Source organism: Actinacidiphila glaucinigra (genome assembly GCF_035918135.1).
In the GTDB taxonomy this organism is placed as follows: domain Bacteria; phylum Actinomycetota; class Actinomycetes; order Streptomycetales; family Streptomycetaceae; genus Actinacidiphila; species Actinacidiphila glaucinigra.
In genome coordinates, this window is sequence record NZ_CP109144.1 from 614488 (window position 1) to 629363 (window position 14876).

General features: G+C 70.2%; 9 protein-coding genes. 6 read left to right on the forward strand and 3 right to left on the reverse strand.

The window, feature by feature from the left end; genetic code table 11:
* The first annotated feature begins 186 nt into the window (after positions 1-186).
* From OIE69_RS02715 to OIE69_RS02725, 3 genes are all read left to right on the forward strand, one after another.
* The gene (locus OIE69_RS02715; RefSeq protein ID WP_326570302.1) at positions 187-1209 is read left to right on the forward strand and encodes a hypothetical protein; all 1023 of its coding nucleotides are present in this window, start codon (positions 187-189) and stop codon (positions 1207-1209) included.
* Positions 1210-1381: 172 nt separating this feature from the next.
* The gene (locus tag OIE69_RS02720; RefSeq protein WP_326570303.1) at positions 1382-2119 is read left to right on the forward strand and encodes an SDR family NAD(P)-dependent oxidoreductase; all 738 of its coding nucleotides are present in this window, start codon (positions 1382-1384) and stop codon (positions 2117-2119) included.
* A 787-nt stretch (positions 2120-2906) separates the two neighbouring features.
* Positions 2907-6671, forward strand: a complete 3765-nt coding sequence (locus OIE69_RS02725; protein ID WP_326570304.1) for a S8 family serine peptidase — start codon at positions 2907-2909, stop codon at positions 6669-6671.
* A 210-nt stretch (positions 6672-6881) separates the two neighbouring features.
* Here the strand turns inward: OIE69_RS02725 and OIE69_RS02730 are convergent, their stop codons facing one another.
* The 3 genes from OIE69_RS02730 to OIE69_RS02740 are packed head-to-tail and all read right to left on the reverse strand — an operon-like array spanning position 6882 to position 10132.
* On the reverse strand, positions 6882-8582 hold the full coding sequence (locus tag OIE69_RS02730) for an FAD-binding oxidoreductase (protein ID WP_326570305.1): 1701 nt from the start codon (positions 8580-8582) through the stop codon (positions 6882-6884).
* A gap of 12 nt (positions 8583-8594) precedes the next feature.
* A complete protein-coding gene (locus tag OIE69_RS02735; RefSeq protein WP_326570306.1) occupies positions 8595-9302 on the reverse strand; it encodes a lysophospholipid acyltransferase family protein in 708 nt (235 codons plus the stop codon).
* A 38-nt stretch (positions 9303-9340) separates the two neighbouring features.
* Positions 9341-10132, reverse strand: a complete 792-nt coding sequence (locus OIE69_RS02740; RefSeq protein ID WP_392567449.1) for an SDR family NAD(P)-dependent oxidoreductase — start codon at positions 10130-10132, stop codon at positions 9341-9343.
* A gap of 622 nt (positions 10133-10754) precedes the next feature.
* Here OIE69_RS02740 and OIE69_RS02745 point away from each other — a divergent pair.
* The 3 genes from OIE69_RS02745 to OIE69_RS02755 are packed head-to-tail and all read left to right on the forward strand — an operon-like array spanning position 10755 to position 14688.
* Positions 10755-11582 carry a hypothetical protein gene (locus OIE69_RS02745; RefSeq protein ID WP_326570308.1) on the forward strand — a complete coding sequence of 276 codons (828 nt, stop codon included), beginning with the start codon at positions 10755-10757 and terminating at the stop codon, positions 11580-11582.
* Complete coding sequence (locus tag OIE69_RS02750) at positions 11582-13894, forward strand: HAD-IB family phosphatase (protein WP_326580925.1); 2313 nt, start codon at positions 11582-11584, stop codon at positions 13892-13894. The genes OIE69_RS02745 and OIE69_RS02750 overlap by 1 nt, the downstream gene beginning before the upstream one ends.
* A complete protein-coding gene (locus OIE69_RS02755) occupies positions 13894-14688 on the forward strand; it encodes a ferritin-like domain-containing protein (RefSeq protein ID WP_326570309.1) in 795 nt (264 codons plus the stop codon). The genes OIE69_RS02750 and OIE69_RS02755 overlap by 1 nt, the downstream gene beginning before the upstream one ends.
* The last annotated feature ends 188 nt before the right edge of the window (positions 14689-14876 follow it).

Below are 14876 nucleotides of genomic sequence, written 5' to 3' on the forward strand. Positions count from 1 at the left end.
GCCGACGGACCACAGGTCCTGCCTCATGCGGCGCTGCCGCGCCGATTCCGTGACCTCGCGCGACTTCGCGCGTCTCAAAGCTGCGGCCCCGACATCGCGACCCGCTCGCCTATCGGTGGGCGGTCAGGGTCGCGCGAAAACCCCTTGCTCCCCGATCAGCCCACTTGGTGGGATGCAGGAGCTTCGATGACGGGAGGGGACGGCTTGGCGGTGTTCGGCTGTGCGGGCTGCGGGGCGGTCCTGACGGCGGCGGTGTCGGAGGTGGCGTTGCCGGTCCACCTCGCCGACACCCACTGGGAGACACTGCACCCGCCGCTGCTGGAGGCCGGAACATACGCCGTCGACCCCGCGCCGTACGGGCCACCGTGGCAGCAGTGGGACGAGGTCGGGACACGCGAGGCGGCGGAGCGGGGGCGCTTCGCGCCGTTCGGGGCACTGTCCGTCGGGCCGCCGGACACCGTCCTCCTCGCGCCCGGCGACATACGCGGCACCAGGCTGATCCTCGAGCGGGCCGGGGGCTACTGCCTGGGGATCGACGGGAGGGACGGGCCGAACCTTGCCTGCCTGGGTTGCGATCTGCAGGTTGGAACGCGGATCGACGACTGCGGGTACTGGCAGGTCGTCCGGCTCGTCCCGCAGGCAGTGGTGCGGCTGCCCAGCCCGCCGGAGCAGCCGGTCATGGACTGGACGGAGCTGCTGGCCACAGGCGCACTGCGGCACCGGCTGAGCGAGTACCGGGACATCCCGGCGGGCGTGGCTCTCGCCCAGGTGGTCGTGGCCGCCGGGGGCGCTCCTGTCGAGGTGGCGCCCGGGCCGGTCGCCGAACTCCTCGGCCGGGCACTCGGCGCGCTGCTGCCCGCGGGGGAAGGTGCGAAGCGGCTGGACCTGGCGGGACCGGGGTATGGCGAGCCGGCCGCCGACCTGGCGCTCGTGCCGGTCCATCCGCAGACCGGAGACGTGTGGCAGCCGCGTGCCGGGGCGGTGCCGGTACCCATGGATGCCGCGCTCTGGGCCGAGCTCGCCTTTCCGCCACACCGGACCCGGCTGCCGGTGGTCGGCGGGCTGCCGGCCGGCGTGGAGCGGGACGATCCGCTGCCACCACACCCGTGGTGCCCCTTCCAGCCGTCCAGTGAAGCGTTCCGGTACACGCTCGCGCGGATGCCCGCCGTCAGGGCACCGTGGCTGCGGGCGATCTACGACCGAGCTTGACGTTTCGTCAGCGCCGCCTGACCGACCATCGACACCTACTTGACGTGGCAATCAAATCTGAACATGCTTGTCACGACAAGTACTTTGCCGCCGGTTCGCGGGACGTCGTCGCGTGTCCGGCCGGCCAGATCGGCCGAAGTCCGCGGACCTCGGCCCTTGGGAGGACCCCCACATGGCACTTGCCGACAAGATCGCCCTGGTGACCGGCTCGACCGGCGGCATAGGCCGTGAGACGGCCCTGCTGCTGGCCGACGCCGGCGCCGAGGTCGTGGTCACCGGTCGCCGCGCCGACCAGGGGGGCGAGACCGTACGCACGATCACCGAGGCCGGCGGCCGGGCCCGTTTCGTCGCGGCCGACCTCGAGGACCTGGACTCGCTGCGCGCGCTCGCGCAGGAGGCGGGAGATGTCGACATCCTGGTCAACAACGCGGCGGTCTTCCCGATGCTGCCGACCGTCGAGCAGGACGCGGAGTCCTTCAACCAGGCGGTCGCCACCAACATCCGGGCCCCGTACTTCCTGACGGCGGCCCTGGCACCCGGGATGGTGGCCAGGGGTTCCGGGGCCATCGTGAACGTCAGCACCATGGGCGCCCGCGTCGGTCTGCCCGGCATGTCCGTCTACACCGCCACCAAGGCCGCGCTGGAGTCGCTGACCCGTACCTGGGCGGCCGAGTTCAGCCCGGCCGGCGTCCGCGTCAACGCCGTCGCTCCCGGACCGGCCGGCACCCAGTCGGTGATCGACCTGTGGGGCCAGGAGGCCGCGGAAGGGTTCGGCAAGATCACCCTGCTCGGCCGGATCGCCCAGCCCCGGGAGATCGCCGAGGTCGTCTTCTTCCTCGCCGACGACTCCCGTTCCGCCTACCTCACCGGCGCCACGGTCGCCGCCGACGCCGGCGCCACCGCGATCTGACCGCCTCCCCCCGCGGGGCAGGGGATGCGGGCAGCAACCGACGCGCGGCGCGCGTGATCCTGCGGGGGTGCGGTCGGCGGTTCGGGTAGGTGTACGGCCTGACCGTTCTCCCGGCCCCGGACGATGACGAAACCGTGAGATCGCCCGCGTGCACGGCTCGTTGTCACACATCGGCCGGCTGTCCGGTCTCAGTAGGCGCAGCCTGCATGACAGGGCAGTCTGCGTCGGCATGGACTGATCACCCGTGCCGAGCGGTGGCCATCGGCCCGGTGCGACACGGGCCCGGCTCACCCGAAGCGCCCGCCCCCGACAGTGGGGGCGGGCGCTTTGCGTCGCCCGGTCAGCCGCCTTTCGGGGCACCCTCACATGCGGACGATCCCAACGGCGGCGCGAATGCCTACGACACCGACAACGGCCGGCACGCGCATCGCCCGGAAGTCGCGGGCCGTGGGTGGGCCGGGTGGAAGGCAGACAACAGACACTTCGCATGTTGTGACTGCGATGCATCGAACATTCACGGTGTCTTGATCAAGGACTCGCGTGAGACCTCGAACTCCACCCCGCCAGGGCCTGCGCTCACCTGGCGGCGGTCACCGCACTGCTGACGCCAATCCCGGTGGGGCAGCCGCACCGTTCGCCGGGAGTCGCCCACCGCCTGAGCGGCGTCGGCGGAGTGGCTTCGAGGGCGGCACGGACGGTGGGTTGGGCCGAAGCCAGACGACAAGCACAGCACATGTTGTGACTACGATGCATTGGACATCCTACGGCGACTCGATCAAGGACTCGTGTGAGACCTCGTACTCCGGCCCTGCGGGGCCTGCCCATCCTGGCAGCGGCCACCGCGCTGCTGACGGTGATCCCCCCGGCGACAGCCGCCGACCACGCCCCCGCCGCGGTCAAGGGCATCCCCATAGCCAACAGCGGTTCGCTCGGATCCACTCCGCGGACCGTCACCCTCATCACCGGGGACCGCGTCACCGTCACCCCCGAAAGCACCGGCCCTGCGACCGTCACCGTGGCTGCGCCGAACGGAGACCGGGCGAACGTACGCGTCAGCAGCAGGGACGGAGACGTCTACGTCGTACCCGCCGCTGCGGAGCGGCACTTGGCCGCCGGTCTCCTCGATGAGGCCCTGTTCAACGTCACCCGACTCGTGGCCGACGGGTACGACGACTCGCGCTCCCGTGGGCTGCCCCTCATCCTGAGCTATTCCTCGGACTCGCTCCGCAGGAAGGACCTGGCGTCCCTGCCGGAGGGCGCCACCGGCGCGCGGACGTTGACCAGCATCGAAAGCACCGCTGTCAACCAGAGCCACAGCCGGGCGGCGGACTTCTGGGCCGAGCTCACCCAGGGGACGTCCGCGGCTCGCGGCACCGACACGGCCGAGCCGGCGCTGACCGGCGGCGTCCGCAAGGTGTGGCTGGACGGCAAGGTCAAGGCGACACTCGAGTCGAGCGTCGCGCAGATCGGCGCACCCGACGCCTGGGCGCGCGGAAACACCGGCACGGGTGTCGACGTCGCCGTCCTCGACACCGGATACGACAACGAGCACCCGGATCTCGCGGGGGTCGTCGCCTCGTCCCGGAGTTTCATCCCGTACGAGGACGTCGTGGACCGCAACGGCCACGGCACGCACGTCGCCTCCACCATCGCCGGTAGCGGCGCGGCGTCGGGAGGGAAGGAGAAGGGCGTCGCGCCGGGCGCGGAGCTTCACGTCGGCAAGGTCCTCGACAACTCCGGCTCCGGAGCCGACTCCTGGGTCATCGCCGGCATGGAGTGGGCGGCACGCGAAACCAAGGCGCGCGTCATCAGCATGAGCCTCGGCGGATTCGCCCCCGACGACGGCACGGACCCGCTCAGCCAGGCCGTGAACGCGCTCAGTGCCGAGACGGGCGCCCTGTTCGCCGTCGCGGCGGGCAACAACGGGGAGAACGGAGCGTCCACCGTCGCGAGCCCGGGCTCCGCGGACGCCGCCCTCACCGTCGGCGCCGTCGACTCGACGGACACCGTGGCCGCGTTCTCCAGCCGCGGCCCCCGGTTCCGTGACGACGCGATCAAGCCCGAGATCACCGCGCCCGGCGTCGGCATCCTCGCGGCACGCTCGCAGTACGCCACGTTCGGCAGTGGCTCCTACGCTTCCCTGAACGGCACGTCCATGGCGACCCCGCACGTCGCCGGGGCCGCTGCCCTCGTGGCGGCCCGTCACCCGCAGTGGTCCGGGGCCCGGATCAAGGACGCCCTCGTCAGCACGGCCACCGAGACGCCCGCCAACACGGCCGACGACGGTGGCAACGGGCGTGTCGACGCCGCGGCGGCCTCCGCGGCCGACCTGGTGGCCACCGGCACCGCCGACGCGGGCATCCACTCCCTGGGCGGAAAGCCGGGGCAGACCGTGGACCGCCGGATCGAATGGCACAACTCCGGCGACAAGGCGGTCACTCTCACGCTACGGGTCGACGCGCCCGACGCACCGCGGGGCCTGTTCACCGTGGCGGACCGCCAGGTGACCGTGCCGGCCGGCGGCACCGCCACCACGACGCTCACCACCGTCCTCGACCGCGCGCCGGCGGGTTCCCGCTTCACCGGACACCTCACAGGGCTGGTGGACGGCAAGCCCTCCACGCGCACCCTGCTCGCCGTCAGCACCCGCGAGGAGCACCACCATCTGCGGCTGCACTTCCAGGGCCGGGACGGCGAACCGCTGGCGAACGTGGTGCGGATCCAGCGCCATGGTGACGGGGCCCGCTTCGAAGGGGTCACCAACACACGCGGTGACATCGACCTCGTCGCACCTAACGGCGTCTACACGGCGTGGATGTGGGGCGACGTCCGCGGCACCCACGGGGCCTCCTCGCTCGGGCAGGCGCTCCTGGTCAGGACCGGCGTCCAGATCCGCGACGCCGACACGTCGGTGACCGTCGACGGCAGGGAACTGCGACTGACCGAGGTCGTCACACCACAGAAGACCACGGCCGGTGCTGTCCGCGCGGACTTCTTCCGGTCGTTCACGGACGGCTCTCCCGCCATCGGCGAGGCGTCGACCCTCGCTCCCCAGCACGACAGCCTGTGGGCGCTGCCGGCGGGCAAGCCCACCGACGGCGACCTGCTGTACACCGTGCGGGCACGGATGGAGCAGCCTCTGCTCAGCCTCTCCTCGGGCTCCCAGGAGTTCGACGACCTGACACTGGAGCCCGGTTCGGCCCGCCCGGCCGACCGGACGCACACCCTCCCGGCCGTTTTCGCCGGTGACGGCCGAGAGCAGGACTACGCAGCGGCCGGGGCCCGGGGCAAAGTGGCGGTGGTTCGCCATGTCCCCTTGCCGGACGGAGACGATGACGGCGATTCCCGGACCGTCGCTCACGACCAGATAGCCGCCGCCGAGAAGGCCGGCGTGGCGGTCCTCGTCATCGTCAACGGCGACAGCGGTCGCTACTGGCCGAGCGGCAGCCGTAGCAAGATCGTCGTCGCGGGCATCTCGCGAACCGAGGGCGAGATCCTGATCGACCGTATCCAGAGCGGTTCCGGCTCGGTCCCCATGCGCATCGTCGGCCGCTCCAAGACCGATTACCTCTACGACCTGGTGCGCACCTGGCACGACGGCATCCCGAAGACCCTGCGCTATGCACCCGGCAAGAAGGAACTCGCCCGGGTAGACGTCGATTTCCGCACGACGAACAACGTGTACGAGAACCGGTTCGACATCCAGCCGTACCAGCTCTTCCTGCTGGACACGACCCGGCTGTCGACCTCCGGGGCGCGACGCACCGACTGGGTGACCGCCGCCCCCGACGCCGTCTGGAGGGAGGAGGCCCATCAGAGCGGCACCCAGTACTCGGACCAGTACTCCGGCCAGGTCGCCTACCCGGCAGGGCGCGCCACGAACGTCCAGTGGTTCGGTCCGATCGAACGACCCCGGGTCGTCGAGTACCTGGACACCCCCCGGCGCTCGGGCGACTCGGTCCTCGGGCAGATCCCCGGCTTCGGCGACGGCGGCCGCAATCACGCCGGCACCAACGGCCCCGGAAGCACGACGCAGTCCGTCGAACTCCACCGGAGCAACAAGCTGCTCGGCCGCACCGACGGCCCCTACTTCCAGTTCACGCTTCCGGGCGCCACGAGCCGCTACCGGCTGGTGACCACCACGAAGCGCACCGAGGGGTACCCGTACTCCACCTCCACCCGCACCGAGTGGGGCTTCACGTCCGAGACGCCGCGGAACGGCGAGGCGCCGCTGCTCCCCCTTGTTCAGCTGGACTACGCCATCCGCACGTCGACCGACGGATCGGCCCGGCGTGACGCCGATCTCGTTGTGGAGCCGTCGCACATCCGAGGCGTCTCCACGGCCCGGGTCCGCACCGACAAGGTCGAGGTGTCCTACGACGACGGCGGGACCTGGCACCGCGTCAAGCCGCGGGACCTGCGGGACGGCGCCGTACGCGTGACGTTGGACGCTCCGCGGAAGGCCGCTTTCCTGTCGGTGCGGGTCCACGCCTCGGACACGCGGGGCAACACCGTGACGCAGACCGTCATCCGGGCCACCGGCCTGCGCTGACCGATCGTCACCGACGGACCTGCCGGTCCGCCTCCATCCGGCGCTGCGGTCGAAGAGGGTCCGCTGCGCGGCGAGGATCATCTCGTCGGCGACCGGGCCGAGTGGGTACCACTCGGCCCGGTCGACCTCGGGGAACACCTTGACGCGTCACAGCAAGGGCCGTTGCCGTAGTCGGTCGGCGCTCTCCCGCCGGGCCCGGGCAGGCCTGGCTCAGACCACGATCTTGCGCGGGTTGAAGTTGCCACCCGGGTCCACGGCCTCGAAGAGGCCCGACATGACCGCGACGCCCTGCGCCGAGATGTCCTCCTCCAGCCACGGCGCGTGCTCCAGGCCCACGCCGTGGTGGTGCGAGATCGTGCCGCCCGCATCGACGAACGCCTGCTGAATCGCGCGCTTGACCGTGTCGTACTCGCCGAGCGGATCGTCACCGAACACGAAGGCGAAAGTGAAGTACAGGCAGGCGCCGGAGTGGTACGAGTGCGACATATGGCACATCGTCCAGCCCTTGCGCCCGATCTCTTCGTAGGCGCTGTCGGCCGCGTCGTAGACCGCCGCATGGATGCCACGGAGTCTCGACCACGGGCCGGCGGTCTCGCTCACATCGCCGGCGGCACCGTGGTCGAGCAGGAAGTCGCGGATGTAAGGCGTGTCGAACTTCTTCTGGTCGTAGAGCGCACCCGGTCCCTTTCCGACGCCGACGCCGTGGTGCTTGCGCACGATCCGGTCGACGACCGACTTCTGGCGCTTCGCGTGCGCCGTGTCCCCTTCGAAGCCGATGAAGGAAAGACAGAGTTCGTCCAGGTTCCAGCCACGCCGCCTGAGGTACGCCATGAGGCCGGCCTGCGCCTTCTTGGCGACACCCTTCGACGCTTTGCTCGTCGCCAGCGAGAAGCCTGTCTCGTGCGCGTCCGAGATGCGGGTGACCGAGGGCGAGACGTCGCTCGCGGCGATCTCCTGCATCGCGGCGAGGCCGTGGTCGAAGTTCTTGAAGAAGTAGGCGTAGATGCCACGGCTCTCGGGGAGCCGGTGCACCTGCACCGTGGCCTCGGTGATGACGCCGAGCCGCCCCTCCGAGCCCACCACCATCTCCCGCACGCTCGGACCGGTCGACGCGCTCGGAACGGCACGGATCACGAGGACGCCGCCGGCCCGCACGACACGCAGTCCCTTGACGATGTCCGCGATGTCGCCGTACTTGTCCGACTGCATGCCGGACGAGCGCGTGGCGACCCACCCGCCGAGCGAGGAATGGGTGAACGAGTCGGGAAAGTGCCCCATCGTCCAGCCGCGCCGGTTGAGTTGGGCCTCGAGATCAGGGCCCAGGGCCCCGGCCTGGATGCGCGCCAGACCGGAGTCGGTGTCGATCTCCAGCACCCGGCTCAGGCGACCGAGGTCGAGCGCGACGACCACCCGCGACTCGTCCGGGTGCGGCTCGAGGCTGCCCGCGATGTTGCTGCCGCCGCCGAAGGGAATGATCACGGCGTCCGCCTCGACGGCCGCGTCGACGACGCTCCGCACCTCCGCCTCGTCCCCCGGGTAGACGACCACGTCGGGACTGCGCGCGATCTCGCCGGCGCGGAGGCGGACCAGGTCACGCAGACTCTTGCCGTACGTGTGGACGACCCGGGACAGGTCGTCGACGACGGCGTTCCCGGGCCCGACGATGCCGGTCAGGACTCTGACGAACGCGTCCGGCACCGTCGAGGCCGGCACCTTCAACTGTGAGAAGTCGGGCCGTCCGGTGCGCTCGCCCGCCCAGAGGTCGAGCCCGACGGCCCTGTGCACGAAAGGTGCGAATCCGGGCTTGTCCTCATGGTGGAAGCCGACGCCTTCCACGCCCCAGCCCCACCACTTCATGTGTTTCACGTCACCGGTGCTCATTGCGTCGGTGCGGGAAGCGGGTTCGGTCACAGACGGTCTCCTTCAGCTGTCACGACGTGAGGTGGCACGGGTGCCGAGGATCCGGTGGGAGTGCTCCTCGGCAAGGCTGGCGATCACCGAGCGGATGCGTTCGCTGAACTCGTCCACGGACTCTCCGGGAAGGGCGGTGAGCGGTTCGCCGAAGACCACCCCGACCGGCAGGCGGCCCGGTTTCGGCCAGCTCGATCCGCGGGGATGCGCCGCGTACGCCCCGATGACCGCGACGGGGAGCACGGGCACCTCCGCGGACGAGGCGAGCGCCGCCGCCCCGGGCTTGAACGCCCCGAGCGATCCGTCGCGCGAGCGAGTGCCCTCGGGAAAGATCAGGAGCGGCACTCCCCGGTTCAGCAAACCCTTGGCGCTCACTCTGCGCACGCTCGTTCCGGTGCGGTCGACCGGGAAGGCGTTGAAGAAGAGGGCCGTGAGGCCGCGCCGCCGCCACACGTCGAAGAAGTAGTCGGCGGCGGCTCCCACCGCGAGGTAACGCGCCAATCGGCGGGGCAGCGCGCCCATGATGAGTGGCGTGTCGAGGTGAGAAGTGTGGTTGGCGACGACCACATACGCGTCCTCGACTTCTTCCAGGCATTCGCGCCCGAGTACCGTAACGCGGGTCACGCGCCACACGACGGGCTTGAGCAGGCCACGCTGCGCGACGAAGCGCGCCGCGGCGTGAAAGCGTGAGGTGAAACGGTCGCGCATCGTCGCGGGCATCCGCTTCCTTCCCGTGCGGGCTCGCCCGCACCGATTTTTCAGTGCGTGCGACTGTCGTTACGGGTGGACGAGATCCGTCGCGAGATCCACCGCACCGTGTGGCGTGGAAGATGACGCGTGAACCAGATGAGCAGCCGGTACCGGAAGCTCGGCATGGAGATGACCCGTCCGCGCCGCACGTCGCGCAGACTGGTCTCCACGAGTCGATCGGCGTCGAGCCAGAGGAAGTTCGGAATGCTCGACGACCGGATTCCGGCCCGGGCGTGGAACTCGGTGCGCACCCAGCCCGGGCAGAGCGCCGTCACGGTGACGCCCGTTCCGTGCAGCTCGTTCGCCAGACCTTCTGTGAGTGAGGTCACGAAGGCCTTGACGGCCGAATAGCTCCCCATCGTGACGAATCCGGCCGTGCTGGACACGTTGACGATCGCCCCGTGCCCACGTTCGCGCATGGCCCGCCCGGCAGCACCTGCGAGCACCAGCACCGCGCGCCCCATGACCTCGATCGCCCGGTCGTGCGGGGCGGTGTCGGCCGAGGTCATCGATGCGTGCACGCCGAACCCGGCGTTGTTCACGAGCATCTCCACCGGACGGGCGGGATCCTCCACCCGGGCGGCGACGCGCTCGACGTCGGCGCGATCGGACAGGTCGGCGGGCAGCACCTCGACGGCGCGGCCCCGGGATCCGAGCTCGACCGCCATCCGGCCGAGACGCTCCCTGTCGCGCGCCACCAGGACAAGATCCCAACCGCGGTCCGCCAGAGCGCGCGCGAACGCTGCCCCGATACCCGACGTCGCACCGGTGACAAGTGCGACTCCCGTACGGCTCAGCATAGTTTCATATGCCATCTTCTTGGCATCCGAGCTCCCCGCTCGTAGCTTTCACATGGGGTGGCGAGCGGGTCCACGCCGTCGAGCCCGACGGCAGCCGATGGCTGACTCCCCGTGCCTGACGCATCCTTCGTTTCCCGGCTCAGTCCGTTTGACCGGGCACACATCAACCGTGTGACACGAGCTTCCGCACATGCTCGTGCGGACTCGGGATTCGCCCTGTACCCGCAGGCCCCATGGCGCGCTGTGTGCCGGCGCGGGTCGTCCCGCCGGAAGTGCGCGGTCCTCCGACGGACGAGGCCCGCACATCCGGGCGATGCCCGGCAAGGCCTGCAAACACTGCCCGCACCGACACGCCGAGACGCTGCCCCGCTACCGCAGGATCTCCGGCACCGCCGCACCAGTCAGCACAAAAGGCCCTGCCCCCCGCAGAAGGTCACCTGTCACGATCCGCCCGGTTGCCCCGAATCATCCCCTCACCCGCACCATCCGCCCCCGAGCGGAACCAGGCCACGTGTCACACATGCGCCGGCCTCCCGGTCACACGCCATAGCCCCTGAGGGTCTTTCGCACGTTCCGGGGCCCCCACCAAGTTGCCCCCACTCCGGCCCCAGAAAGCCCGCGCATGAACTCAAACGACGAGGCGACGACCGCGCCGCCCGGGACAGCGGGCTTCAACGTGCGTGAGTTCGCCCGCACGGCACACGGCAGCCACCGCGGAAGGCTCGACCTCGCGTCACTCGCCGAAGAGCCGCTCGACACCGAATCCGTCCGGCTCGTTCGCGCGCTGCGCGACATGGAACGTACGACGCTGCACCGCGTGCGCGACCTCCTCGTGACGGCGACGCACAAGGACGCCCGGGTCACCGCGTTCCTCACCACGTGGATGTTCGAGAGATTCTGGATCGCCGACGCCCTCGACGCCGTCCTGGATGCCTCACCCGCCGCCCACGGCCTCCCCTCGAGCGCCGGCCCGGCACGGCGGGTACTGGCGGAGCGCCGCGAGCGCCGTGGACCGATCCGTCGTTCCCTCATCGCCAACATCACCGGTACGCAGATCGTCGCCGAACACGTGACGACGAGCCTCGTCGACGAATGGATCACACAGGCGGCCTACCGACGGCTGGCCGGAGTGTCCCCCGTCATGGCATCGATCATCGAACCCGTGGTGGAGATCAAACAGCGCCACATCCACTTCCTCGCGGAGGAGGCGGAACTGCGCCTCGGGCGCTCGGTTCGCGCCCGGCGCATCACCCGTCGCGCCCTGCGGCACACCGCCTGGCCACTCGGCTCGGTCGATCGCTCGCGGCACGAGCGCACCTTCTTCGAACGCCATGTCTTCGGCGACCAGAGCGGAAGGGCCGAGGCGGGCCGGATCCGCGCGATGGTCGCCGCGCTCCCCGGCATCGGTCCCGGTGTCGCGTCCACCGTGGAATCGAGGCTCGTCCCGTGATGCCGCACACTGCCAAGACCGAACTCGGCACCGTGCACGTCCTGCTCACCGGCGCCACCGGCTTCGTCGGGCAAGCCGTGCTGGAGCGGCTCCTCACCGATCACCCCGACACCCACATCTCGCTCCTCGTACGCGGGAAGGGCGGACAGACCGGGCAGGACCGGCTCCGGCGGCTCCTGCGCAAACCCGTGTTCGGGCGCTGGCGAGAGGGTGTCGGGACCGAGGAGGCCGAGCGCGTCGTCCGTGAGCGGATCACCGTGCTCGACGGCAGCATGACCAGCATTCCCGAGCTGCCCTCCGACCTTGACGTCGTGATCCACTCGGCGTCGACCGTCTCGTTCGACCCGCCCATCCACGAGGCGTTCGACACGAACGTCAACGGTGCCGTCAGCCTCTACCAGGCCCTGCTCGCCTCCGGATCGGACCCGCACGTCGTCCACGTGTCGACCTGCTACGTCGGGGGACTCCGTCGCGGTGTGGTGGCCGAGGCCAAGCTCGAGCACGACGTCGACTGGCGCACCGAGTGGCGCTCCGCGACACAGGCCCACGAGCGCACCGAGCTGACGTCGCGGGAACCGGCGCGGCTCGAGCGCTTCATGTCCCGCGCCCGCGATGACCACGGCAAGGAGGGCCCGATCGCGGCGGCCCGCGCGAGCGAGAACGCCCGGCGCGAGTGGGTACGCTCCCACCTCGTCGACGCCGGCCGGCGGCGCGCCCAGAGCCTGGGGTGGACCGACGTCTACACACTGACGAAGGCACTCGCCGAACGTGCCGCGGAAGACCTCTGGGGCGAGGCCGGACACCGGCTCTCGGTGGTCCGGCCCGCGATCATCGAGAGCGCACTCCAGCATCCGTTCCCCGGCTGGATCGACGGCTTCAAGGTAGCCGACCCGCTGATCTTCGCCTACGGCCGCGGCCAGTTGCCGGACTTCCCTGGGCTTCCCGACTCGATCCTCGATGTCATCCCCGTCGACTTCGTCGTCAACGCCATCCTCGCCGCGGCGGCCAACCCGGCCCCTGCCGACCAGCCGGAGTACTTCCACATCGCCTCGGGCGCGTCGAACCCGCTGCCGTTCCACCGCATGTACGAGAACGTACGCGACTACTACGTGCAGCACCCGCTGCCCAAGGACGACGGTTTCGTCGAGGTACCGACCTGGAAGTTCGCTGGCGAGCGCAAGTTCAACCGACGCCTTGTGCTGGCGCGGAAAAAGGCCGACCTGTGGGACGCCGGCCTGCGGCTGCTGCCGAACGACGAGCGAAAGCGGGCTCTCGTGGCCCAGAACGCCAAACTGCGCGCCGGCATCGCCACCCTCAGCAACTTCACCGATCTCTACCGCGCGTACGTGCAGACCGAGATCGTCTTCGACGACCGCAACGCCCGCGCGCTGAACAACGCCCTTCCTGCCGAGGTGCGCGAGGACCGTGGCTTCGATGTGGAGCGGATCGACTGGGAGGAGTACCTGCAGAAGGTGCACCTCCCCTCCCTGAGCCGGCTGACAGCGGCCCACCGTCGCCGGAAGGCCGCGGCCGTCCGACCCGCGAACGCCTGCCCGAAACCCGGGCTGCCACGGCGTACGGACGTGCTCGCCGTCTTCGACCTCGAACGGACCGTCGTCGACTCCAACATCGTCGAGCAGTACCTCTGGGTGCGTACCTCGGGATTCCGCAAGACGGCCTGGCCGAAGGAGGTCGCGGACCTGCTCGTGGCGCTGCCGCGCTACCTCCGCGCCGAGAAGCGCGACCGCGGCGAGTTCATCCGTGCGTTCCTGCGCCGCTACCGCGGCATGCCCGTCGCCCGTCTCGAGGAGGTCGTAGGGCGCGGCTACGCCGACACGATGCTGCGGCACACGTGCGCGGACGCCCTGGCGCGCATCCGCGAGCACCGTGCCGCAGGTCACCGCACCGTCCTGGTCACCGGCTCCATCGGCCTGCTCGCCGCTCCGCTCGCCGGCCTGTTCGACGAGGTCGTCGGGAGCTCCATGCACGTGAGGGACGGTGTGCTCACCGGCTACCTCGCGAAACCGCCGCTCGTCGACGAGGCGAGGGCCGCATGGCTTCGGCGCTACGCCGAGGAGGGCGGCTACGACCTCGCGGCCTCCTACGGATACGGCGACAGCCACTCCGACCTGGCGTGGCTGTCGCTGCTGGGGAAGCCCTCGGCGATCAACCCCGACGCCGAACTGGCGCGTGCGTCACACAAGAGGAACTGGGACATCCACCGCTGGAAGAGAGGCGGTCCGGGTGTACGCAGCGAGGTCATCGCTGCACGGCTGACGATGCCGCCGCGCACCGACGAGAAGAGTGACTGATGGCTTTCGACATAGACAGGTACGCGAAGAACTCCACCGGAGTGCAGTGGGCCGACCTCGACTTCGACGAGTTCGAGCGCAACCCGCTGCCCGAGGGGACACTGCGCACGCTGCGCTACATGTGCGACATCGAATACCACACGGTGTGCTACATGCGTGATCTGCTGACGACCCCGTCCCACAACGAGCCGGCGGTGGGCACCTTCATGACGATGTGGAACCGCGAGGAGTTCTGGCACGGCGAAGCGCTCGCGGCCGTGCTCGAACGCCACGGCGTCCGAATCGACTTCGACGAGCTCAAGGCGACCCGTCTGAAGCTCGGTTGGAAGGACCGCTTGGGGACGGTGAAGCAGACGGCGATGAGCCGCCTCGTCGGACACGACTTCGTCGCGGTGCACATGGCATGGGGCGCGGCGAACGAGTGGTCGGCCACCGCGGCGTACCAGCGGCTCGCCGCGTTGGAGAGCCACCCGGTGCTGGTGCCACTGCTGAAACGGATCGCCCAGCAGGAGACGAAGCACGTCGCGTTCTACGCGTCGCAGGCGCGTGATCGGCTCGCGGCGAGCAAGAAGGCCCGTAAGGTGGCCCGGTTCGCGCTCGAAAGGGCCTGGGGCCCGGTCGGCTCGGGCGTCATGTCCGAGAGCGAGGTCACGTACGTCATGGCCCACCTCTTCGCGGGCCCCGAGGGCCGCAAGCTCATCCGCGACATCGATTCACACATCGCGAAGCTGCCGGGGATGGACGGTCTGCGCATAGTGGAGGATTCCATGGACAAGCGCGGGATCGCCGCCTGAGTCCCTCGCGCGCACGCGGTCGCTCCGCGGGGACTACGGCACGATGCTCGCGAGGCAGTCGGGAACAAGGCCGTCGTCGTCGCAGCAGACCGGGCGAACACGGTGGTCAGGGCGCGTCACACGGACGACGTCCAGGTCGCTGATGAGAGCGCCGGCCATCGAGCCCGCCAGCAGGTGCTGCCGGCCTG

Coding starts and splice junctions, on each gene's coding strand:
- OIE69_RS02750 (WP_326580925.1), top strand. CDS start 11,582: ATGCCGCACACTGCCAAGACCGAACTCGGCACCGTGCACGTCCTGCTC.
- OIE69_RS02740 (WP_392567449.1), bottom strand. CDS start 10,132: ATGCTGAGCCGTACGGGAGTCGCACTTGTCACCGGTGCGACGTCGGGT.
- OIE69_RS02715 (WP_326570302.1), top strand. CDS start 187: ATGACGGGAGGGGACGGCTTGGCGGTGTTCGGCTGTGCGGGCTGCGGG.
- OIE69_RS02735 (WP_326570306.1), bottom strand. CDS start 9,302: ATGCCCGCGACGATGCGCGACCGTTTCACCTCACGCTTTCACGCCGCG.
- OIE69_RS02755 (WP_326570309.1), top strand. CDS start 13,894: ATGGCTTTCGACATAGACAGGTACGCGAAGAACTCCACCGGAGTGCAG.
- OIE69_RS02745 (WP_326570308.1), top strand. CDS start 10,755: ATGAACTCAAACGACGAGGCGACGACCGCGCCGCCCGGGACAGCGGGC.
- OIE69_RS02720 (WP_326570303.1), top strand. CDS start 1,382: ATGGCACTTGCCGACAAGATCGCCCTGGTGACCGGCTCGACCGGCGGC.